Origin of the sequence: Alistipes onderdonkii, assembly GCF_025145285.1 — a bacterium.
GTDB classification, from domain to species: domain Bacteria; phylum Bacteroidota; class Bacteroidia; order Bacteroidales; family Rikenellaceae; genus Alistipes; species Alistipes onderdonkii.
Window position 1 is genome coordinate 633,434 of sequence record NZ_CP102251.1, and the last position, 21,874, is coordinate 655,307.

At 57.9% G+C, this 21,874-nt stretch carries 19 protein-coding genes; 12 read left to right on the forward strand and 7 right to left on the reverse strand.

The window, feature by feature from the left end:
* Positions 1-75: 75 nt before the first annotated feature.
* The 3 genes from NQ559_RS02620 to NQ559_RS02630 are packed head-to-tail and all read right to left on the reverse strand — an operon-like array spanning position 76 to position 4,202.
* Positions 76-1,071 carry a LysO family transporter gene (locus tag NQ559_RS02620; protein ID WP_018696560.1) on the reverse strand — a complete coding sequence of 332 codons (996 nt, stop codon included), beginning with the start codon at positions 1,069-1,071 and terminating at the stop codon, positions 76-78.
* A 3-nt stretch (positions 1,072-1,074) separates the two neighbouring features.
* Positions 1,075-3,765, reverse strand: a complete 2,691-nt coding sequence (locus NQ559_RS02625; RefSeq protein WP_018696561.1) for an AsmA family protein — start codon at positions 3,763-3,765, stop codon at positions 1,075-1,077.
* Entirely contained in the window at positions 3,762-4,202 is a 441-nt protein-coding gene (locus NQ559_RS02630) for a GNAT family N-acetyltransferase (protein WP_018696562.1), read from the reverse strand. Before NQ559_RS02630 ends, NQ559_RS02625 begins: the two co-directional genes overlap by 4 nt.
* A gap of 311 nt (positions 4,203-4,513) precedes the next feature.
* Between NQ559_RS02630 and NQ559_RS02635 the strand changes: the two genes are divergently transcribed.
* From NQ559_RS02635 to NQ559_RS02645, 3 genes are all read left to right on the forward strand, one after another.
* A complete protein-coding gene (locus NQ559_RS02635; RefSeq protein ID WP_026318499.1) occupies positions 4,514-5,392 on the forward strand; it encodes a hypothetical protein in 879 nt (292 codons plus the stop codon).
* A 55-nt stretch (positions 5,393-5,447) separates the two neighbouring features.
* On the forward strand, positions 5,448-6,122 hold the full coding sequence (locus NQ559_RS02640; protein ID WP_018696564.1) for a DNA alkylation repair protein: 675 nt from the start codon (positions 5,448-5,450) through the stop codon (positions 6,120-6,122).
* Between the two features lie 143 nt (positions 6,123-6,265).
* Positions 6,266-6,991, forward strand: a complete 726-nt coding sequence (locus NQ559_RS02645; RefSeq protein WP_018696565.1) for a polyprenol monophosphomannose synthase — start codon at positions 6,266-6,268, stop codon at positions 6,989-6,991.
* A 92-nt stretch (positions 6,992-7,083) separates the two neighbouring features.
* On the opposite strand, the gene NQ559_RS02650 is transcribed toward NQ559_RS02645, so the two are convergent.
* Together NQ559_RS02650 and NQ559_RS02655 are read right to left on the reverse strand one after the other, a co-directional pair.
* Positions 7,084-7,452 (reverse strand): GtrA family protein, encoded by a 369-nt coding sequence (locus tag NQ559_RS02650; RefSeq protein WP_018696566.1) that lies wholly within the window; start codon positions 7,450-7,452, stop codon positions 7,084-7,086.
* Entirely contained in the window at positions 7,449-9,158 is a 1,710-nt protein-coding gene (locus NQ559_RS02655; protein ID WP_018696567.1) for an ArnT family glycosyltransferase, read from the reverse strand. The genes NQ559_RS02650 and NQ559_RS02655 overlap by 4 nt, the downstream gene beginning before the upstream one ends.
* 784 nt (positions 9,159-9,942) lie before the next feature.
* Here NQ559_RS02655 and susR point away from each other — a divergent pair.
* The 7 genes from susR (at position 9,943) to tatC (ending at position 17,384) form a co-directional block, all read left to right on the forward strand.
* Entirely contained in the window at positions 9,943-11,592 is a 1,650-nt protein-coding gene (gene susR / locus NQ559_RS02660; protein ID WP_130065821.1) for a SusR family glycan utilization regulator, read from the forward strand.
* 221 nt (positions 11,593-11,813) lie between these two features.
* On the forward strand, positions 11,814-12,887 hold the full coding sequence (locus NQ559_RS02665) for a disaccharide 3-dehydrogenase (protein ID WP_026318501.1): 1,074 nt from the start codon (positions 11,814-11,816) through the stop codon (positions 12,885-12,887).
* 50 nt (positions 12,888-12,937) lie between these two features.
* Positions 12,938-13,147: a Sec-independent protein translocase subunit TatA/TatB gene (locus tag NQ559_RS02670; RefSeq protein WP_018696570.1), complete on the forward strand. Its 210-nt coding sequence runs from the start codon at positions 12,938-12,940 to the stop codon at positions 13,145-13,147.
* A 34-nt stretch (positions 13,148-13,181) separates the two neighbouring features.
* Positions 13,182-14,654, forward strand: a complete 1,473-nt coding sequence (locus NQ559_RS02675; RefSeq protein ID WP_026318502.1) for a glycoside 3-dehydrogenase — start codon at positions 13,182-13,184, stop codon at positions 14,652-14,654.
* A gap of 45 nt (positions 14,655-14,699) precedes the next feature.
* Positions 14,700-15,572: a 3-keto-disaccharide hydrolase gene (locus NQ559_RS02680; RefSeq protein ID WP_018696572.1), complete on the forward strand. Its 873-nt coding sequence runs from the start codon at positions 14,700-14,702 to the stop codon at positions 15,570-15,572.
* A 21-nt stretch (positions 15,573-15,593) separates the two neighbouring features.
* Entirely contained in the window at positions 15,594-16,499 is a 906-nt protein-coding gene (locus NQ559_RS02685) for a sugar phosphate isomerase/epimerase family protein (RefSeq protein ID WP_018696573.1), read from the forward strand.
* Between the two features lie 105 nt (positions 16,500-16,604).
* Entirely contained in the window at positions 16,605-17,384 is a 780-nt protein-coding gene (tatC, locus tag NQ559_RS02690) for a twin-arginine translocase subunit TatC (RefSeq protein WP_018696574.1), read from the forward strand.
* Positions 17,385-17,482: 98 nt separating this feature from the next.
* On the opposite strand, the gene NQ559_RS02695 is transcribed toward tatC, so the two are convergent.
* Positions 17,483-18,376 (reverse strand): AraC family transcriptional regulator, encoded by an 894-nt coding sequence (locus NQ559_RS02695; protein WP_018696575.1) that lies wholly within the window; start codon positions 18,374-18,376, stop codon positions 17,483-17,485.
* A gap of 98 nt (positions 18,377-18,474) precedes the next feature.
* Complete coding sequence (locus NQ559_RS02700) at positions 18,475-19,368, reverse strand: helix-turn-helix domain-containing protein (protein ID WP_018696576.1); 894 nt, start codon at positions 19,366-19,368, stop codon at positions 18,475-18,477.
* Positions 19,369-19,608: 240 nt separating this feature from the next.
* On the opposite strand from NQ559_RS02700, the gene NQ559_RS02705 reads away from it, so the two are divergent.
* Positions 19,609-20,784 (forward strand): iron-containing alcohol dehydrogenase, encoded by a 1,176-nt coding sequence (locus NQ559_RS02705; protein WP_018696577.1) that lies wholly within the window; start codon positions 19,609-19,611, stop codon positions 20,782-20,784.
* A 20-nt stretch (positions 20,785-20,804) separates the two neighbouring features.
* Entirely contained in the window at positions 20,805-21,833 is a 1,029-nt protein-coding gene (locus tag NQ559_RS02710) for an alpha/beta hydrolase (protein ID WP_026318504.1), read from the forward strand.
* Positions 21,834-21,874: the final 41 nt, after the last annotated feature.

Below are 21,874 nucleotides of genomic sequence, written 5' to 3' on the forward strand. Positions count from 1 at the left end.
TCCCAGCCCGCTGTGGCGGGGACTTTTTGCCGTGACAGCGGCAAAAGCGCTCTGGAAGGGCATCCGTATCCGAATTTACATCGTGCAGAAGAACGTCACCAGGAACGGGACGCTGAAATCGAGCACGCAGCCGTGGAAGATCGACACCACGGCATAGGGTTTCCCTGCGGACTGCGTGATGATCGGCAGGGTGGTATCGAAAGTCGTGGCTCCACCGATCGAGACGGCGGCCAGCGGCCCGAACCACCGGGCGACAAGGGGTGCGGCCAACAGTGTGAACAGCTCGCGCATGACATTGCAGAGCAATGCCACCGTTCCCAGCTCCGCGCCCCGGAAATCGGCGATGAAGATACTCGAAAGCGAGTAGTAGCCGAACCCAGCGCCGACGGCCATCGTGTCCCCGGCCGTAAGCGGCGGCAAGAGCAGTGTCGACAAGGCAGCGCCGGCCAGCGTACCGACGGCCGTCATCACGGGCAGCAGCGCCAGCCGCGGATCGAGCCGCCGCACACGCCCCGCAAGGGCCGTATCGCTGCCGAGGGTGATCCCCACGCAAAACATCAGGGCATAGAGCACATAGGTGCTGAGGCGCGACCCCGCCACGTCGAACGGCAAGGCGGAGAACAACCCCGCCAGACACCCTGCGACGAAAAAGGCGACGATCACGAGGCTCCCCCGCAAGGCGCCCCATACGGAAAGGGGTCGGGTGTCCCCGCCAGCTGCGGCCTGGCCGCCTGCCGCCCCTCGCGGGAAATCCGCAGCCGTGGCAGGCAGTCCCGGCGATTCCGCACCGCCCCCGTCGGGCACAGCGTCCCGGCGCCGGACGCAGCGCCACAACAGCCACGACATACAGATACTGCCCGCGACCGAGCATGCGAAGATGACAAAGGCCGTGCGTCCGAGGGTCGCCATACCGCCCACGACGGCAGGGTCGGAACCGACCTCCAGTCCCAGCAGGAACAGCAGGAGCCATATAATCACGGTGATCATACGGGAGACGAATACGAGGCGCCAGCTCGACAGCAGGCGCCCCGTAATGATTCCTCCGATGATGACGGCAAAAATGACAAGCATCGTTTATTCCTGCTTCGCCGTGAGTTTTTCGATCTGTTTATCGGCCTCGACCGCAAGTTTGTCGGCCTGTTTGCGGGCTTCCTCGACCAGTTTGTCCCCGGCCTTCTCGGCAGCCAGCTTGGCTAGCGCACCTTTCTCCTTCGCACCGTCGATAAGCTTCGTCCGTTGCACCTGGGCGGCCTCGACGAGTTTCTCACCCGCCTTCCTGGCCTCGGCCCGGAGGTTGTCGGCCTGTTTGCGGATCTCCTCGCCGAGCGACTCGCTGCCCGTGAGCTTCTGGATCTGCTGGTCGACGACGTTCTTCACGGCCTGCTCGGCAGCCTCCTTCACACCGAGCGTGATCTTGGGCGAGGTGAACGTGCCGCCGATACCGACGTTGACCGATTGCAGGATACCGCCCGTCGAACCGGCCGGGAGGGCTACCTTGGCCGTATAGTCGATGGTCTGGTCGAGCCCCGTCGAACCCGACATGTTGATCCTGATGTCGCCCATCTTCAGGTCGAAAGGCTCCGTAGCGATACGTCCGTCGCGGATGGCGAAGCGGATAGCCACGTCCTTGGCCTCGATCTTACGCAGGTTGTCGTTGTTGAGCGCCTTGGCCAGTGCATCGAACGCCTCAATGTTCTGGATGCGGATATTGGCCGACTTGATCTCGCCCGTGGCGTTGACCGACTGCAGGTCGGGCGACATCTGCGCATCGAGCGTCGCGGACATATCGAGCGAAAGCGAATAGTCGCCGCCCGTCTTGGCAAAGACCGGGACGAGTTTCTGCACCATCTCCAACTCGTCGAAGGTCTTGGAGAACGATGCCCCCGAAAGCCCCAGCGAGAGTTTCAGCGCCGGGCGCTGCGGATCGGAGGCCGTCGAGTAGCTGCCCGATGCGGTAGCCGTACCTCCGAAGAGCTGCATACGCAGACGGCTGAGCGACAAAGTTCCGTCCGCCATGCGCATTTCGCCGGTGATGCCGCCGATGGTCATCTTCTGGAACAACACCTTCTGCAACTCGGTATTGAGCGAAAGGTCGAGGTTGCGCGGGACTTCGAGCGCCTGCGCGGGAGCAGGGGACTCGGCGGGCGCCTGGGCAGCAGCTTCCCCGCCGGCGGTTTCTTCGTCGGCCGGCATGGCATCCATGATCTCGTTCAGGTCGAGCAGGTCGGATTTCACGTAAAGGCGCCCGGCGAGCTTGTCGCCCCGCAGCAGGTAGCCGATATACCCCGTAAGCTGGCCGTTGGCCGCAAGGTCGCTCTTACCCACGGTCACGCCGAACTCGCCCAGCGTCATCGACGCCGGGGTGATCGTAGCCGCGGCACGGCGGATATGCACCGCGGGCAGGCCGGGCATGGAGAGGCCGAGTTTCTCGACGACGAATGTCCCCGAGGCCCCGATCTGCCCGTAACGGGCCTTCTCGACATCGGACATGCGCCCCGAAACCTTCACGTCGGCGCTAATCAGTCCGCTCAGGGCTACATCCTCACCGAGCGGGTAAACCTCTTTCACCGCCCCCAGGTCTACCCGTCCGTCGGCCGCGGCACGGAATACCGGATCGCTGACCAGGTTCGTCGCATAGAGCGATGCCGAAAGCGTGTTTCCCGCCATGCGGAGCGTGAATTTCGAAAGGTCTACCTCGGTCTTGTCCATGACGCCGCCGGGGTTGGCTATCCGTGCGGCGATATTGATTCCGTCGACCGCCTTGGGCAAAGACGAATACTGGAAACTGCCGTTGCGCACCTCGGTCTTGAGTTCGAAGGCCGGGAGCGCCGCCCCGCGCATCTCGCCACGGGCCCACAGCGCCATCGAAAGTTCGCCGGAGGCGGACAGGTTGCGGAAATCGCGGGTATAGAATGCCGGGACAAGCGAAAGCACGTCCTTGAACTGCACCTTGTCGCATCCGGCCGTAATATCCATAGCCACGGCATCGTCCTTCATTTCGGCCCAGCCGTCGAGCGTAAGCTCGATCGCATTGAGGCGCAGACGGTTCCGGGAGAAGGTAAAACGGTTGTTCTTCAGGTCGGCCGCGATCACGGCGTCGAGCTCCGCCTCGGCGCCGCTCAGCAGCGGAACCCCGCCCGAAACCAGCCGCACGGCACCGGCCGTAAGCCGCAGGTCGAGGTCGGTCTGGTCGGCCGACATGTCGCCCCGCAGGCGGAGGGAGAGGGGTGCCGTCGAAAAACGCATGCCCGTCGAATCGTCTTCATAGCGGATCGTCGCGTCGCTGATCCTGAAATCGCGGATCGAGAGGCTGAACGACGAAGACCCTTCCTCCGAAGACACTTCCCCGGCGGCTGGTTCCTCCCCCGAAGCCTTCACGATGTCCCAGTTGACCTTGCCGTCGGCGAGTTTATGCGCGTGCAGCGCCGGTTCGGCGAGAATGACCTTCGTCACTTCGAACCCGTCGTCGCCGAACAGCGACATCGGGTTCACGACGACCGATATGCGGTTCGCGGCAACGATCGTATCGCCTTCGAACGGCCCCGCGCCCACGACGGTCAGTCCTTTCAGGTCGAGCGACGCGCGCGGGAAATGGCGCAGCAGGCTGATGTCGAGTTTTTCGAAATCGACCCGTGCGTCGAGCATCTCATTGGCTTCGCGCTTCACGATCTGGGCGATCTTCCCCCTCAGCAACATCGGGGCGACAAAAGCCGCCACCAGAACAACGGCCACGACAATGGCCACAATCTTCACGATTTTTTTCATTTCCTATCTGTTTTAAAGACGAAAACCGTAGTCCCCGCCTCTTCGAATCCGATTTTACGGTAAAGGGCCCGGGCAGCTTCGCGCGCAGGGTTCGAGGTGAGCATCACCTTCGCGGCACCGATGCGGGCGGCATGCTCCGTGGCAGCCTTCACGAGCGCCTCGCCGGCACCGCAGCCGCGGGCTGCGGCATCGACCACCACATCCTCGACCCATGCCTTCCGGCCCGAGGGTACGTCGTACCACACCAGCGTCAGCACCCCGGCGATCCGGCCATCCAGCCGGGCAGCGAACAGCGCCGCGCCATCGCTGCACACAACACGTTCCATGGCCTGGCGGGAGAGTGCCCCCAGCCGGGGCGAAAGCTGAGGCATGAGCCTTGCGAACGCCTCGGCGAGTTCGTCGGATACCTCTGTCACACACTCTATTTCGACCGCCATGTTTCCCGGATATTTTTCACAAAGTTAATCTTTTTTTCGAAACCCCGGCTTTTTGCCCGTATCCCGGCTGCCATATGCCGAAAAAAGATTACTTTTGTCCCGTTCGGGACAGGCAGGCAAACCGACACCCCGACGCGGCCCCGTGCCACCCTGCGGCGGATCGTACGCCGGGCGACCGGTGCAGTGGCGGACAGCCCCCTCCGGCGCGGAGAAAATGCCCGGGGAGGGGAGAGGCAGGAGCCCGGGCGCCGGCAAGCCCGGGGAATACCCGGGCCGAATCCCGGCCGAAACCGTAAAAAATTATGGAAAACATGAAAAAATATGCATTCCCGCTCGCGGCGTTTCTTTTCGCCGCCTGCAATTCCGGCGAAGAGACCACGACCACACAGATTCAGGAGCCCGTCGCCACGATCCTCGAATACACCCCGGCACCGGGCCAGTTCATCAACGGCACGATGGCCGGGTTCGACCATGTGGCATCGGCGGCAGACGCATGCAGCTATGCTGCGAACCGCATCGCTTCGAATAACTGGGTTTCGCTCGGCGGCTGGGGAGGCCGCATCGTGGCGGCCTTCGCGGAACCCGTACCCAACACGGGCGGATACGACCTCTACGTCAAAGGCAACCAGTTCGACACGTCGTCCGAACCGGGCATCGTGTGGGTGTCGCAGGACGCCAACGGAGACGGAGCGCCCAACGATACATGGTACGAACTGCGGGGCAGCGAATACGACAACGCCGAAACGATCCGCGATTACAAAATCACCTATATCCGCCCAGCCGAGGCGGGTGATGAGGTGACATGGAAGGACAACCAGAACGGCAACGGCACGATCGACCGTGTGAAAGAACATACGCAGGCCTACTACCCCGAATGGATCGTGGAGAATGAAATCACATTCGCAGGAACACGGCTGCCGAACAATATCGGGGAATCCGGGGGAAAATGGACGATGGAAGCTTTTGCATGGGGGTACGCCGACAATTATTCGGCCTCCGACCGCACCGGCATGACCAACCGCTTGCGGATCAGCGACGCCGTAACGGCCGATGGCGCCCCGGCCAACCTCTCACAGGTCGACTTCATCATGGTGCAGACAGGGGTGAATGCCAAAGCGCCCCTGATCGGCGAGGTATCGACCGAGGTGAGCGGCATCGGCTGCTACCGCACCGTCACGAAAAAACAATAACCGCACACGGCGACCCGCCCTGCCCGTGGCGGCATAGCCCCGAATCCCGGAAACGATGACCCTCCGCGCCCAACTGCTCGAACTCCAGGAGCCGAAATACATGAAATTCACCGCGGCACTGATGCCGGGCGTGGAAAACATATTGGGCATACGCCTGCCGGTACTGCGCAAAATAGCCCGCGAAATCGCCGCAGGCGACTGGCGCACATACCTGGCCGAAGCCGAGGATTTCTATTTCGAGGAGCGGATGTTGCAGGGGCTGGTGATCGGCTGCGCCCGCTGCACGCCGGCCGAGAAGCTGGAGTATGTGGCGCGCTTCGTGCCCAAAATCGACAACTGGGCGGTCTGCGACTGTTTCTGCTGGCGCCTGAAGGCAGCCGAACGGCAGCCGATGTGGGAATTCATACAACCCTATTTCCGATCCGAAGCCGAATACGACGTGCGTTTCGCCGTGGTGACGGGGCTGGGGAATTTCGTCGACGGGGAGCACCTCGAGGCACTGCTGCAACTGCTCGACGGCGTCCGCCACGAAGCCTACTACGCCCGGATGGCCGTGGCATGGGCGGTGTCGGTCTGCTATGTAAAATTTCCGCAGCGGACACACGAGTGGCTCGGCAGCTGCTCGCTCGACGACTGGACATTCAACAAATCGCTGCAAAAGATCATCGAATCGTTGCGCGTAAGCGACACGGACAAACAGGCGATCCGCGCCATGAAACGGCGCAAATAACCGGAAGGCAGCTCCCGACCGGCAAAACGGCCGCACCTGCCGGGTAAAACCGCTGTGGCCGCTGCAGGCAGAAAAACGGGGCGTGCGGCGCAGATTTGCAAAATAATGTTACCTTTGTGTAAGAAATTCCAAAACGAGCCCCTATGCGCAAACTGGTAATTATCCCGACATACAACGAGAAAGAGAATATTTCGGCGATGATCGACAAGGTCTTCTCGCTGCCCGAGGCTTTCGAAATGCTCGTCATCGACGACGGTTCGCCCGACGGCACCGCAGCGATCGTCAAAAAGCGCCAGCAGGAATTCCCTGCGACGCTGCACCTGCTGGAACGCAGCGGCAAGCAGGGGCTGGGCACAGCCTATCTGACGGGGTTCCGCTGGGGACTGGACAACGGGTTCGACTATATCTGCGAAATGGACTGCGACTTCTCGCACAATCCCGACGATCTGGTACGGCTGTACCAGGCTGCGGCCGAAGGGAACGACGTGGTGGTCGGTTCGCGTTACGTGCAGGGCGTGAACGTCGTGAACTGGCCGATGTCGCGTCTGCTGATGTCCTACTTCGCTTCGATGTACGTACGCATCGTGACCCGCATGCCCCTGCGCGATGCGACGGCGGGGTTCGTCTGCTACTCGCGCCATGCGCTGGAGACGATCGACCTCGACGCCGTGAAGATGAAGGGATACGGCTTCCAGATCGAGATGAAATACTCGGCATGGCGGCTGGGACTGAAACTCAAGGAGGTGTCGATCATTTTCGTCGAACGCCGCGAGGGCACCTCGAAGATGAGCGGCGGCATTTTCCGCGAAGCGTTCTTCGGCGTGCTGGGACTTCCGTTTCGTTCGATCAGGAGCGCGAAAAACAAGTGACGGCCATCCGGCAAAAATACGGAAGCCGGCCTCCCCGCGAGGCCGGCTTTCATGCGAACTGGCGTTACCGCGGAGCCACAACGCCCCGGGAGTCAGAACGTGAAGAAATAGTTCATGAAGAAGTTCCAGAAGGTGACGACCCCGATGGCAAACAATTTAGCCAGGTAGAAATTCAGCTTCCAGCGTTCATGCAACAGATAGATCGTGAGGTTGTTGACCATAAGCCCGACTGCCGCGATACCGAGGAAACGGAGGTATTGCCCGGCAATGTCGGGGTTTTCATTATGGAACGTCCAGATGCGGTTCAGGACATAGTTCGAGGTCGATGCACAGAGGAACCCCAGCGAATTGGCCAGGTACTTGTTCAGGCGCAGCCACTCTTTGCAGAGGTAGGTGACCCCGAAATCGACGAAGACCCCCGAACCGCCGACGACACAGAATTTGATGAACTGCTGGATCATGGTGCGACGACCTCCGTGCGGAGGGGTTTTCCGTTAAACCAATTCGTGTACCCTTCGCGGCGCAGGGCGAAACCGGCATCGAAATCGGCGCCGGAGAGTTGCCCCGGGACGACGAACCGCATCTCGCGCGTGATTGTATCCCCGGCCGGGATCTCGAAGTGCTCCCCCGTATCGAATTCCTCGACACGGAAGCGGCCGTGCTTCCAAAGCATCACGAGCGCCCTGTCCCCGCAGACCCCGATCTCATAGGGGTAAGGATTCGATATCCGCAGCGTCAAACGCAGCGTATCGCCCGCGGCGACCTGTTCGGGCAGCCCCGTAAAGGTAATATCCACAAGGCGCGTCGGATGGAAATGCGGGTCGACAAACCACGTGAAGCGTTTGCCGTTGGGCAACACGACGCTCCGGACGCGGCCCGTGGTATCCGCCCCGTCGTAAGGCGTTTCGACCAGCACCTCGTGTCCCGCGAAGCGCGTATCGTCATCGCGGAACTGCCACTGGTGCGTACGGTAACGGATATTGGGCTGGCAGTAGGCCTCCTCCCCGGTATAAAAGGCGTATTTGGCCGCGACGGCATAGCCATGGCGGAAAATGACGGGGCGGCCGCCGGCGATCCCGGCGATCCGGCCGTAGCTGGCAGGATTGTCGAAGACCTCGAAACGCAGACCCAGCGGATTGAAGATCATTTCGAGGCGCACCAGACCGGCAAGGAGGATGGTCGCCAGCCCGGCACACATCAGGTAACGCCGTGTGCGGGGATGCCGGCGGGCATAGGTAAAAAGCGTATAGATCAGACCGAAAACGGCGACGATCACCCATTGGGGCTGCACGTAGCCGCGGAATGTCGAGAGCAGGAAAAAGACGATGAACGCCACGGGGATAAACTTCAGCGCACGTGCGACGGCGCTCTGCGGCTTCACGGCGATCCAAGCCTTCACGTACAGCGGCACGAAGAAGGGATTGAAAATCACCAGCAGGTTGAGCAGGTATTCGGCGACATAATTGAGCCGGAAGACCGAATTACGCCCCGCCAGATGGTAGGCAAACGAGGCCCAGTCGTGCCCGGCCTGCCACATGAAATGCGGCACGAGCAGCAACAGCGCTACCGCACCGCTGAGATATAGGGTCGGACGCAGGAACACACGGGGGGGGGTCACCGCAAGCGTGAAGAGCACGACCAACGCCCCGTGATATTTGCTGTAAGCCATCAGCGCCATGGCAACCCCCATCCAGAGCCATGCCCAACGGCGGTTTTCGGAGAACCGCTTGAATGTCAGCAGGAACAGCGCGGTGGTCATCATCAGCGGGCCGTCGGGCACGGCGATAAAGCCGTAGAGCTGCAACATCAGCGTCGAGGCCGAGAGGACGACGAAGAGCGCCGCATCGCGCCGGTCGGCATCCGCGGGACGGATTATACGCCACAAAATATAAAGGTAGAGCGGTTGCAGCACCGTGAAGAAAAACCGCACGCCCAGTTCGCCCCCGAAAAGGTGCTCTCCGAGCCAGACCAGCAAGGCGGTCATCGGCGGATGGTCGAAATATCCCCAGGCGAGGTTTTCGGCGAACATATGGTAGTACGCCTCGTCGTTGGCCAGTTCGGAGAAACCGGCCTGCAGGAGGTTGCACACCCACCATACGCCGAGCCACAAAACCACCAGGCCGTCGGCGCCGAGCGAAGCATAAATCTTTTTGAGCGATGCCTTCATACAAGCGACAAAGGTAGCAAAATTTATCGTTTTTGCGCCATCCCCGGTCGAAAGAGAGGGGCTGGCGGAACTGCTTTTGCGAAAATCAGCCCGTAGGGACACACTTTGCCGGTGCAAAAAACGTTTCTGTAACATCGGGCCGCTGTTACGGAACGTCGTCCCGCCGGTTCGGCGCCCGGACGAGAACGAAAATGGGAACGAGGGTAATGACAGGGCGGGACGATACCCGGAATGGCAATCGGGGCTGCGGCAGGAATGACCAGGCGGAGCAACGGCACGGACAACTGCCGGGACGATGCCCAGGATACGGCAACCGACAAAAATACCCGAGGCCGACAAACGGCGGCAGACGAAAGGAATTGCGGACGAGGAAACGGAAATGCCGGAAAAGTATGGGTCAGCCCTTCGGCGAAAATCTTGGACAATACCGTGTCCCACAGCCACATGCCCGCAATGAAAGCAAAAGGGAAAAGCACCTGCGGCATGTTACATATTTGGAAGTCCATAAAAAAGGGTTTCAGACAATGACACAACGGATTACAGATGCCTGACTCACAAATCCGGCATCACGCCCCGGCAAAGAATCCGGAGGAATACCCCGGGCTTTCCAAGCGCGGGCATTGCCAAAGGCGCCTTATAAAATACGAATATCAGACAATAAATACATAAAAAGAAACAATATTTATCCTATAAATAGCCTTAACTTCGTAGCATAAAATACCAACTTTTTACGGCAGCCCGCAACCTGCCGTTTTTGCTACGAAAGGCTGCATACGAAGAGGCCATGAAACTACGAAATTCCATACGTCCGATAAGGTTACTGTTGTTGCTGTCCGGCCTGCTGGCATTAGCGTCGTGCCGGCAGAACGAGACGCAATCCCTCTCGGAATACCTGGACTATGTAATCGAGAACAAGCATATTTTCGAAGCCGAAAAGGAAGAGCGGATCAGCAGGCTGAGGAACCTGCTGGGCGTAAGCAACCTGACCCCGGAACAGGAATACGAGATCAATACGAAGCTGTACGAAGAATTCAGGAAATACAAGCTGGATTCGGCCATCCGCTACGTCGAACGGAACCTCGAAATCGCCAGGCAGCTGGACAACAAAAGGCTGACCTACCTGTCGAACATGTACCTCGCCCAGCTCTACTCTTTTTCGGGCATGTGCGTCGAGGCGAACCAGATACTCCGCTCCATCCGATCGTCCGAACTCCCGCGCGACCTGCTTCCCGTCTACTACGAGGCCAACAACCGTTATTTCCAGCACTATGCCACGCTGAGCAGCCAGCGCAGCCACCTGCACGAAATGAATATCTACCGGGACTCGCTGATGATGGTTTCCGACCCGGGATCGTTCCGGTACAGGATACACCTGAGCTACAAACTCATGGGAAACGGCAAGATGGACGAAGCCAGGGCGATCCTCGACGAGTTGCTGGAAGAGGTCGGCAAGGACACGCCGCTCTACGCGGAGACGGCCTATGCCTACGGCTGTTTCTACCGGCTGAACAAAGACCCGGAGGCGGAAAAGAAATATTTCATGCTCTCGGCGATCGCCGATGCGAAGAGCGCGGTGAAGGAGAACGCCTCGTTCCACACGCTGGCTCTGATGTACTACGACCAGGGCGATCTTTCGCGGGCTTTCAAGTACACGCAGGCGGCCATCGAAGATGCGGTCTTCAGCAACGTGCAGTTCCGCACGACCCAGATGTCGAAGTTCTATTCGATCATCAACTCGATCTACCAGGCCAAGGAGGCCAAGTCCAAATCCAAGTTGCAGCACTACCTGATCCTGATCAGCGTCCTGTCGCTGTTCCTCGTGCTGCTGTTCATCTACGTTTATCAGCAGATACACAAGCTGTACCGCATCAAGGAGGAGCTGTCGCGGACGAACGGGCGCCTGATGCAGCTCAACGACGAACTGCATGAGAAAAACACGCAGCTCACCGATTCGAACATCATCAAGGAACAGTACATAGCGAGGTTCTTCGACCTCTGTTCGATGTATATCGACAAACTGGAGGACTACCGCAAATCGCTGAACAAACTGGCGCAGAACCGGCAGATCGACGAGTTATACAAACAGCTGAAATCCACGTCGATGATGGAGAACGAGCTGGATGAACTGTATAAGAATTTCGACGCCATATTCCTGAACCTCTACCCGTCGTTCGTCGCGGATTTCAACGCCCTGCTGGTCGAGGACGAACGGATCGTGCTCAAGTCGGAAGACCTGCTGAACAAGGAACTCCGGATTTACGCCCTGCTGCGGCTGGGCATCACCGACAGCGTCAAGATCGCCTCGTTCCTGCGATGCTCGCTGAGCACCGTATATAACTACCGCACCAAAGCCCGGAACAAGGCCGCAATATCGCGTGAGGACTTCGAAAAAATGGTCATGCGGATCGGTGTGCCGCCCGAAAACAGGCCTTGAGCGATTCCACGGCAACTACATTTTTTTTGTATATTTTTTTGATAAAATATTTATTTACAAACATATAATACTTTACAGGTTCTACAATTTCCGCCCCAACCTATAAATATGGTATATAATAGGATTAATTTTGTAAACACAGCGTTCAGCCACCCGCTCCCGCAGCGGGCAGCCGGATTGCATCGGATTGTAAACACCTACTTAAACCTATTTTATACGAAATGAATCCAATTAAAGTCGGTCTGATCGGTTTTGGCAGAATGGGAGGTTTTTACCTCGAGGAGATGCAAAAAAGCGGTAACTGGGATATCGTTTACATCTGTGACGTATCTCCCGCATCACGGGAACTGGCCCAGCGGCTCTCTCCCCGGTCGAAAGTAATATCCGACGAACAAATCATATTCAACGACCCCGAGATTCAGGTGGTCGGGCTGTTCGCACTGGCGGATTCCCGCCCGGAGCAGATTCAGAAAGCAATTGCGAGCGGGAAGCACGTCATCGCCGAGAAACCGATCGCCGACACGGTGGAAAAGGAGTGGCAGACGGTCGCGCTGGCCGAGAAGGCCAAAATCTTCTCGACGGTGAACCTTTACCTGCGCAATTCGTGGTACCACAACACCATCAAGGATTTTATCGCACAGGGCGAGATCGGCGAACTGGCGATCATCCGCGTATGCCACATGACACCGGGGCTGGCACCGGGCGAGGGGCACGAATTCGAGGGCCCGTCGTTCCATGACTGCGGCATGCACTACGTGGACATCGCGCGCTGGTATGCCGAATCGGAATTCAAGACCTGGAACGCACAGGCCATCCGCATGTGGGATTACAAGGATCCGTGGTGGCTCCAGTGCCACGGCACGTTCGAGAACGGCATCGTATTCGACATTACCCAAGGACATGTATACGGACAACTGGCCGAAAAACAGACCCATAATTCATACATCGACATCATCGGCACGAAAGGCATCGCGCGCATGACGCACGATTTCAAGACGGCGATCGTCGAACTGCACGGGGTGACGCAGACGCACCGGCTCATACAGCCCTACGGAGGCAAGAACATCGATGTGCTGTGCAAACTGTTCGCAGAGTCGATCGAAAGCGGGAAACGCAATCCGTCGCTCCCCTCGTTCCGCGACGCCGCCACGGCATCGGAATACGCATGGCGGTTCCTCCAGGATTCGCGGCAGCACGACCTGCCGGCAATCGGAAATCTGGAAACGCTGCAGGAGATTCGCGAACGCCGCCGCACGATGTCGAATGGCTACGGGTTGCTGAGGAAGCGCGCATAAGCCGCAATCTGATACTAAAACAAACTTTATAAACCTTAAAAACAATCGGTATGAACCACTTACTGTTTATCGGCAACCTGGGTGCAAGCGAAATCATCGTCATAGCCCTGATCGTACTGCTGCTCTTCGGCGGCAAAAAAATCCCGGAACTGATGAAAGGTCTCGGCAAGGGTGTGCGCAGCTTCAAGGAAGGCATGAACAACATCGAGAACGACATCGAAAACTCGGGTACGGAAAAATCCAACAACGAAAATAAATAGTCCCTCAAAAACAACTAACTTAAATCAAGAAACAATGTCAAGCGAAATGTCAAGGAGAAAGTTCCTGAAAAAAGGAGCTGCTGCCGCGATCGGCTTAGCGGTCGTTCCGGGTACGGTTTTAGGTAAGAAGTTCGGGCACACGGCTCCGAGCGACAAACTCAACATCTTGGGTGTCGGTATCGGCGGCCGCGGCTCGTCGGTGCTCCGCGGCCTCGAAAGCCAGAACATCATCGGCCTGTGCGACGTCGACTGGAAATATGCCGACCACGTGTTCAAGCGCTACCCGGCTGCCAAGAAGTACAACGACTACCGCAAGATGTTCGACGAAATGCTCAAGTCGGCAGACGCCGTGATGGTGGCTACGGCCGACCACACGCACGCGATCATCGCAGCCGATGCGATGACGGCCGGCAAGCACGTCTACGTCGAGAAGCCCCTGACGCATACCGTATACGAATCGCGTCTGCTGACCAAGCTCGCCGACAAATATAAAGTAGCCACCCAGATGGGTAACCAGGGTGCGTCGGACGAGGGTGTGCGCAAGGTCTGCGAATGGATCTGGAACGGAGAGATCGGCGAAGTCCGCAAGGTGGAGACCTTCACCGACCGTCCTATCTGGCCGCAGGGGCTCGCACGTCCCGAGGACGACCAGCGCATCCCCAAGACGTTGAACTGGGACTCTTTCATCGGCCCGGCTCCCTACCGTCCCTACAACGCGATCTACACCCCGTGGAACTTCCGCGGCTGGTGGGATTTCGGTACCGGCGCACTGGGCGATATGGCCTGCCACATCCTTCACCCGGTATTCAAGGGCCTGAAGCTCGGCTATCCGACCAAGGTTCAGGGTAGCTCGACGCTGCTGCTCAACGAATCCGCACCGATGGCGCAGACGGTGAAGTTCGTCTTCCCGGCACGCGACAACATGCCGAAGGTAGCCATGCCCGAGGTAGAGGTATACTGGTACGACGGCGGCCTGAAACCGGCGCGCCCCGAAGGGCTGCCCGCAGGCAAAGACCTGAACATGGCCGGCGGCGGCGTTATTTTCTACGGTACGAAGGATACGCTGATCTGCGGCTGCTACGGCGTGAACCCCTACCTGGTTTCGGGTCGCGTGCCCAACGCACCGAAGGTACTGCGCGAGATCAAGGAGTCGCACCAGATGGACTGGGTACGTGCCTGCAAGGAGGATGCCGACGACCGTGTGCCGAGCGCATCGGACTTCAGCGAAGCCGGCCCGTTCAATGAAATGGTGGTTATGGGTGTGCTGGCAGTCCGCCTGCAGAACCTGAACCGCGAGTTGCTCTGGGACGGCCCCAACATGCGTTTCACGAACATCCCCGATGACGCCACGATCAGTGCCGTCATCAAGGACGGGTTCCACATCAAGGACGGTCACCCGACCTTCGACAAGACCTGGACGGATCCGGTCAACGCACAGCAATTCGCACAGGAGCTCATCAAGCACACCTACCGCGACGGTTGGAAACTGCCCGACATGCCGCGTTAATCTACGGACAAGATTATCAATTCAAATTAAAACAACGGAAAGAATATGAAAAAAGTCATTTTATTCTCGACATGCATCGCAGCAGCCGCAACGATGGCGGCATGCGGCGGCCCGGGTGCCAAAGGCAAAGCGGCAGCCGACACGGCAGCGGCAGAAACCAAGGCCGTACCCGAATACACGGTCATCAACAATGCGACAATAGACCTCTCCGGCTTCCCGCAGGACAAGGACGGCTACTACGTGATCTTCGACGGCAAGACGTTCAACGGCTGGCGCGGCTACGGCAAAGACCACGTGCCCTCGAAATGGACGATCGACAACGGCGCGATCAAATTCAACGGTTCGGGCGGCGGTGAAGCCCAGGACGGCGACGGCGGCGACCTGATCTTCACGCACAAGTTCAAGAACTTCGAGCTCGAAGTGGAGTGGAAAGTTGCCAAAGGCAGCAACTCGGGTATCTTCTACCTCGGCCAGGAGGTAGCCACGACCAAGGACGGCAAACAGCGGATGGAGCCCATCTACATCTCCTGCCCCGAGTACCAGGTACTCGACAACGAGAACCATCCCGATGCCAAACTGGGCGTCGACGGCAACCGCAAGTCGGCTTCGCTTTACGACATGATCCCGGCCGTTCCCCAGAACGCCAAGCCCTATGGCGAGTGGAACAAGGCGAAGATCATGGTTTACAAAGGCACCGTGGTACACGGCCAGAACGACCAGAACGTGCTCGAGTACCACCTCTGGACTCCCCAGTGGACGGAGATGCTCGAAAAGAGCAAGTTCAGCCCCGAGAAGTGGCCCCTGGCATTCGAACTGCTGAACAACTGCGGCGGTGCACAGCGCGAAGGTTACATCGGCTTCCAGGATCACGGCGACGATGTATGGTTCCGCAACATCCGCATCAAGGTGCTCGACTAATTCCGTTAACAACGGTAACGTATGAAACGTAAACTGTTTACAGCGGTTTGCATCCTGCTCGCTTCGGCAATTGCTCCCTACGGGGCATTTGCCAAAGCGAAGAAGGACGCAAAGAAGGATATCGGTATCCAGCTCTACTCGGTCAGGGATCTGATCGGGAGTTTCGGAAGAAACCAGCACGACTACAAACCCGTCCTGAAGGCACTCGCCGACATGGGTTACACCAGCATCGAGGCCGCCAGTTACAACGACGGTAAATTCTACGGCAACACCCCCGAGGAGTTCAGGCGCGACGTGGAGGCCGTAGGCATGAAGGTGCTCTCTTCGCACTGCGGCAAAGGCCTCTCCGACGAGGAACTGGCTTCGGGTGACTTCTCCGAGTCGATGAAATGGTGGGATCAGTGCATCGCAGCCCACAAGGCCGCAGGCATGGAGTACATCGTGACCCCGTACCTTCCCGTCCCCAAGACGCTGAAGGACATGCAGACCTACTGCAACTACCTCAACGCGATCGGGAAGAAATGCCGGGAAGCCGGAATCAAATACGGCTACCACAACCACGCCCACGAATTCCAGAAGATCGAGGACAAGGCTGTCATGCTGGACTACATGATCGAAAACACCGACCCTGAAAACCTGTTCATCGAACTGGACGTATACTGGGCCGTGATGGGCGAGGCAAGCCCCGTCGATTACTTCCACAAATACCCCGGCCGCTTCAAGATGCTCCATATCAAGGATCGCCGCGAAATCGGCCAGAGCGGCATGGTCGGATTCGACGCCATCTTCGAGAATGCCAAGACCGCCGGTGTGGAAAACATCATCGTCGAGGTCGAGCAATACAGCTACGATGTCGAGAAGAGTGTCAAACTGAGCCTGGACTACCTGCTCAAGGCACCTTTCGTAAAGGCTTCGTACAGCAAATAATCCCTCCGGAAGCATGAAGACGATATCCGGCTGTCTGACGGATGGCCGGATATTTCTTCGCTGAAAGATACCTTCCGGAAAACAAGCAATAAACCCTACTATCCCATGGAAGAAAAGGAAATGACGTTCTGGGCACACCTCGAAGACCTGCGTTGGACGCTGGTACGCGTGGTCGCCGTCTTATTCGTGTTCGTTGTCGTCTGTTTCTGCCTCATGCCCTATCTGTTCGACAATTTCGTACTGGCTCCCACCACGTCCGATTTCCCGCTTTACAGATGGCTGTCGAAACTGGGAGGCGGCAATCCGCTGCTCCCCGATTTCAGCAACGACCACTTCTCGGTAGAACTCATCAACATCAACGTTGCCTCGCAGTTCCTGACGCACATCAGCACCTCGTTCTGGTTTGCACTGGTGCTGATATTCCCCTACCTGACGTTCGAAATATGGCGGTTTGTACAACCGGCCTTGTTCGACAACGAAAAGAAGAGCGTCGGGATGGCATTCGCATTCGGGACATTCATGTTCTTCCTCGGATGTGCGGTCGGTTACTTCCTGGTCTTCCCCTTCACGTTCCGGTTCCTGACCGAATACCAGCTGAGCCCGCTGATCACGAACCAGATCTCGCTGACTTCCTACATGGGTAATTTCCTGATGCTCATTTTCGTAATGGGTATCGTCTTCGAGCTGCCGCTGCTGGCATGGTTGCTTTCGAAACTGGGGCTCGTGACAAAAACATTCTTCCGGCAATACCGGAAACATGCCGTAGTCGTCCTGCTGGTGCTCTCCGCGGTCATCACCCCGACGGGCGACCCGTTCACGCTGATGATCGTCTTCCTGCCGCTTTACCTGCTCTATGAGCTGAGTATAAAGATTGTCCGGGCATAACGGACTGCGACACACGATTTGCCGGCTTTTGCTGACATACGAACTACTACGGCCGGGTAATTCCCGGCCGTAGTCATTATGGGGAGGGGCCTGCCGGGTCAGATGCCCTGCCCCTCCGCCTGAGGTGCATTCCGCATCGAAGCCCGGTACTGCGTCGGTGAAACGCCGTAACGCTGCTTGAATGCCCGGTTGAAATAGGGAATGTCCGTAAAACCCACTGCATAGCAGATTTCGGAAATGTTCTTGGAAGAGCGGGTCAGCATCGTACAGGCCATCTGCAACCGAAAGACATTCAGATAAGCGACAAACGACTCATTGGTCGCCTTCTTGAAAAACAGACAGAAGGCCGTCTTGTTCATCGAGGCATAGGACGCGATCTCCTCGAGGGTTATCTTACGGTGGTAATTCTCGACGATGTACTTGTAAACGGCCTGCAGGCGCTGCTTGTTCTTATGGATCCTGGCTCCGCGGAATTTCCCGGGCCCGATGGGGCGGTAATGCCCGTCCTGAGCGATCAGGAAAAGCAATTGCAGCAACGTCACGAACTGTTCGGGGTCGGAACTGCGTTCGAGGCCCGCCAGCAATTTACGCACCCTGGCCGCCGTTTCGCCGGTAATCCCGATCGCCTGGCGCAACTCCTTATAGAACCCTACGACGGGCTGGAACTCGGGCGAGAGCTGCGACAGCTGCACCAGAAACTCCTCGCCGAATTGCAGCGAACCGTTTTCGATCATCCCGTCGGGGGCGCACAATGCCTTGTCATAGACCCAGCCATGCGGGAAATAGGGCGGCAATACGACGATCTCCCCCTCGCGGAAGGGTTCCGTAAAGTCGTTGGTCACCCGCCGCCCGCCGCCGCTCAGCACCACCGTAATCTCGTATTCGGGATGTTGGTGATACGGGAATTCATCCCGGTACCACAGCCTTTCGTGGCGGTAAGTGAAAGAGCGGGAGGCTCCCTTGAATATTTGTCCGCATGTAACAGTCCCCATCAGTCTTCTGCAATCAATTTTGCGAATATAAGACAATGTTCCGAAAAATCGGAGAAAACAGGGGAGAATTTTGCAGGCGCCTCCGCTTTCAGCTCCAATCAGCTCTGCAACCGATATTCCCTGGGGGTGTAGCCGACATGGCGTTTAAAGAAACGTACGAAATGCTGCGGATACTGGAATCCCAGTTCATAGGCCACCTGCCCGATGGTTTTGTTCGGGTCGAGAAGCCCCTCCTTGGCCGCGTCGATCATCTTCAGCTGGATATACTCCTGGGCCGATTTCCCGGTCTCCTTTTTCACCAGATCGCCGAAATAATTGGGCGACAGGCATATTTTGCTTGCAAAATAGCGTACCGAAGGCAACCCTTCCTTCGCAGCGGCGCCTTGGGTAAGGTAATCGTCGAGCAACCGCTCGAAACGTGCCAGGACATCGAGATTCATGTCCCCGCGCGTGACGAACTGGCGCTCGTAAAAACGCATACAATAGTCGAGCAGCAGTTCTATGTTGGTCGCAATAAGCCCTTTGGTATGCTTGTCGATGGCGTGGAGCAGTTCCATGCGGATTTTTTCCAGGCAGTCGAGGACAATCATACGTTCTTCCTCCGACAGGTGCAAGGCTTCGTTGGACTCATAGGAAAAAAACGTATATTTCTTAATCTTCTGCCCCAGCGACGTACCGCGGATAAAATCGGGATGAAACAGCAGCCCGACCGATTTCTTGGGAACACCCTCCACGTCGGTATACCCCACCGTCTGCCCCGGAGCGATGCAGATGACCGTCTGGTCGTCAAAATCATAGCTCGTCTTGCCGTAGTTGATCCGGCATCCCGCAGTCTCCTTGAGGAATACCGAATAGAACCCCATCGTCATCCGGTAGTTTCCCTGGCTCTCGGCCGTATCGAACGAAACGACGCCGACCTGCGGGTGGCGGGTCTCGAACCCGAAGAGTTTGTTATACTGGTCGACAGTGTCGATTTTCAGGATTTCTTCCATATTTTTTTCTTTACCTTTTGCAAAGATAGTGTTTTTGCAGATTCGGGCCACATGCCGGGCCGCCGAAACAGTAATTGGGGTAATATTATCCGTAATAGGGGTATATTACTGTACATCAGCATATTTCACAGTCGACCAAACCAGTAATCAGGGTAAATATATCCGTAATACGTATACAAAACGAATGCCCCGCGGGATGTAGTTTTGCAGTGTGGAAAAAACATCAAACACAATAGAGCCATGAAAACAAAACTGAATTTCAACATGTGGATCCCGACCCGCATCCTTTTCGGGGCGGACGAACTGAAAAACCTGCACAGGCAGGAGATGCCCGGGAAAAAGGCGCTGCTGGCAATTTCGAACGGCAAGTCGACCCGAGCAAACGGCTATCTGGCCGCCACGGAGGAACAGCTCCGGCTGGCAGGGATCGAAAGCGTGGTATTCGACCGGATCGAAGCGAACCCCTTGAAATCCACCGTCATGGCCGGAGCGGCAGCGGCACGGGAGCACGGGTGCGACATGATCGTCGCATTGGGAGGCGGCAGCGTCATGGACGCCGCAAAGGCCATAGCCCTGATGGCATCCAACGACGGCGACCTGTGGGACTATGTATTCGGCGGGACGGGCAAAGAACAGCAGGCCGAACACGCACCGCTGCCGGTCATCGCAATAACCACGACGGCAGGAACCGGGTCGGAAGTCGATCCGTGGGGCGTCGTAACCAACGAACAAACCCATGAAAAGATCGGCGTCGAAGCCGCATTCCCCGTACTGGCCGTAGTCGATCCGAAGCTAATGCTCACCGTGCCGCCGAAATTCACGGCATACCAGGGGTTCGACGCATTGTTCCACAGCGTGGAGAGTTACATTTCGAAATTCGCCAACCTCGCAAGCGACATGTACGCACTGACCGCCATCGAGCATATCGCCCGCAACCTGCCGCGCGCCGTGGCCAATGGCGACGATCTCGAAGCTCGGACCCGCGTGGCCTTCGGCAACACCCTTTCCGGCGTGGTGATGTGCCTGAGCGCCACGACCAGCCAGCACTCGATGGAACACGCCATGTCGGCCTACCACCAGGATCTGCCCCACGGCGCCGGGCTGATCATGCTCAGCAGGGCTTACTTCTCGTTCTTCATCGACCGGCACGTCTGCGACGAGCGTTTCGTACGGATGGCCCGTGCAATGGGGATGGAGCAGGCCGCACAGCCCGGAGATTTCATCACGGCGCTCACCCGCTTGCAACAGGCATGCGGCGTCGCCGACCTGAGGATGTCCGACTACGGCATCACCCCCGGAGAGTTACAGCAAATGACGTTCAACGCATTCGACACAATGCCCGGACTGTTCGAATCAGACCGCCACAGGCTGAGCATCGACGAATGCACAGCCATCTACCGGGCCGCCTATAAATAACCCGAAAAAACGACACGATCATGAAACGACCATTAATTCTGACAACAGCCATACTTATGATACTCGGCACGAACACATCCGTCGCACAGGGCGATGCAGACAATTTCTACAAAAGCAATTCGGTAAACACCGAGAAAGTATCCTTTTCCAACCAATACAAAATGAAAGTAGGCGCACGGCTCTTCCTGCCCAAGGAGCTGGAGGAAGGGCGAAAATACCCCGCCGTCATCGTCGGGCACCCGATGGGCGCAGTCAAGGAACAGAGCGCCGGTCTGTACGCCACAAAACTGGCCGAATGCGGGTTCGTCACGCTGGCACTCGACCTCTCCTTCTGGGGTGAAAGCGACGGAGAACCACGCAATGCCGTCCTGCCGGATGTCTATTCGGAGGACTTCAGCGCAGCGGTGGATTTCCTCGGCACCCGCCCCTTTGTCGACCGGGAACGTATCGGCGTTGTCGGGATCTGCGGCAGCGGCAGCTTCGCCATCAGCGCTGCGAAGATCGACCCCCGCCTGAAAGCCATCGCAACGGTCAGCATGTACGACATGGGGGCAGCCAGCCGCAACGGGCTGAAACACGCCCTGTCGCCCGAACAGCGCAAACGGATCATCGCCCAGGCTGCCGAACAGCGTTATGCCGAATTCCTGGGCGGGGAACCCCTTTACACCGGCGGCACAGTACACGAACTGACGGCCGAATCCACGCCGATCGAGCGCGAATTCTACGAATTTTACCGTACGCCGCGCGGGGAGTTCACCCCCGACGGGGCCACGCCGCGCACGACTACGCACCCTACACTGACCAGCAACGTGAAATTCATGAACTTCTACCCCTTCGCCGACATCGAGACCATCTCGCCGCGACCGATGCTCTTCATCGCAGGTGAGAATGCCCATTCGCGGGAGTTCAGCGAGGACGCCTACCGCCTGGCTGCCGAGCCGAAAGAGCTTTACCTCGTGCCGGATGCAGGGCATGTCGACCTCTACGACCGGACAGGCCTGATCCCGTTCGGGAAACTGGAAACATTCTTCAGGGATGCGCTGAAATAATCCCGCTGCGCGGGCAACAGTCCCAAAAGCACACCGGGATG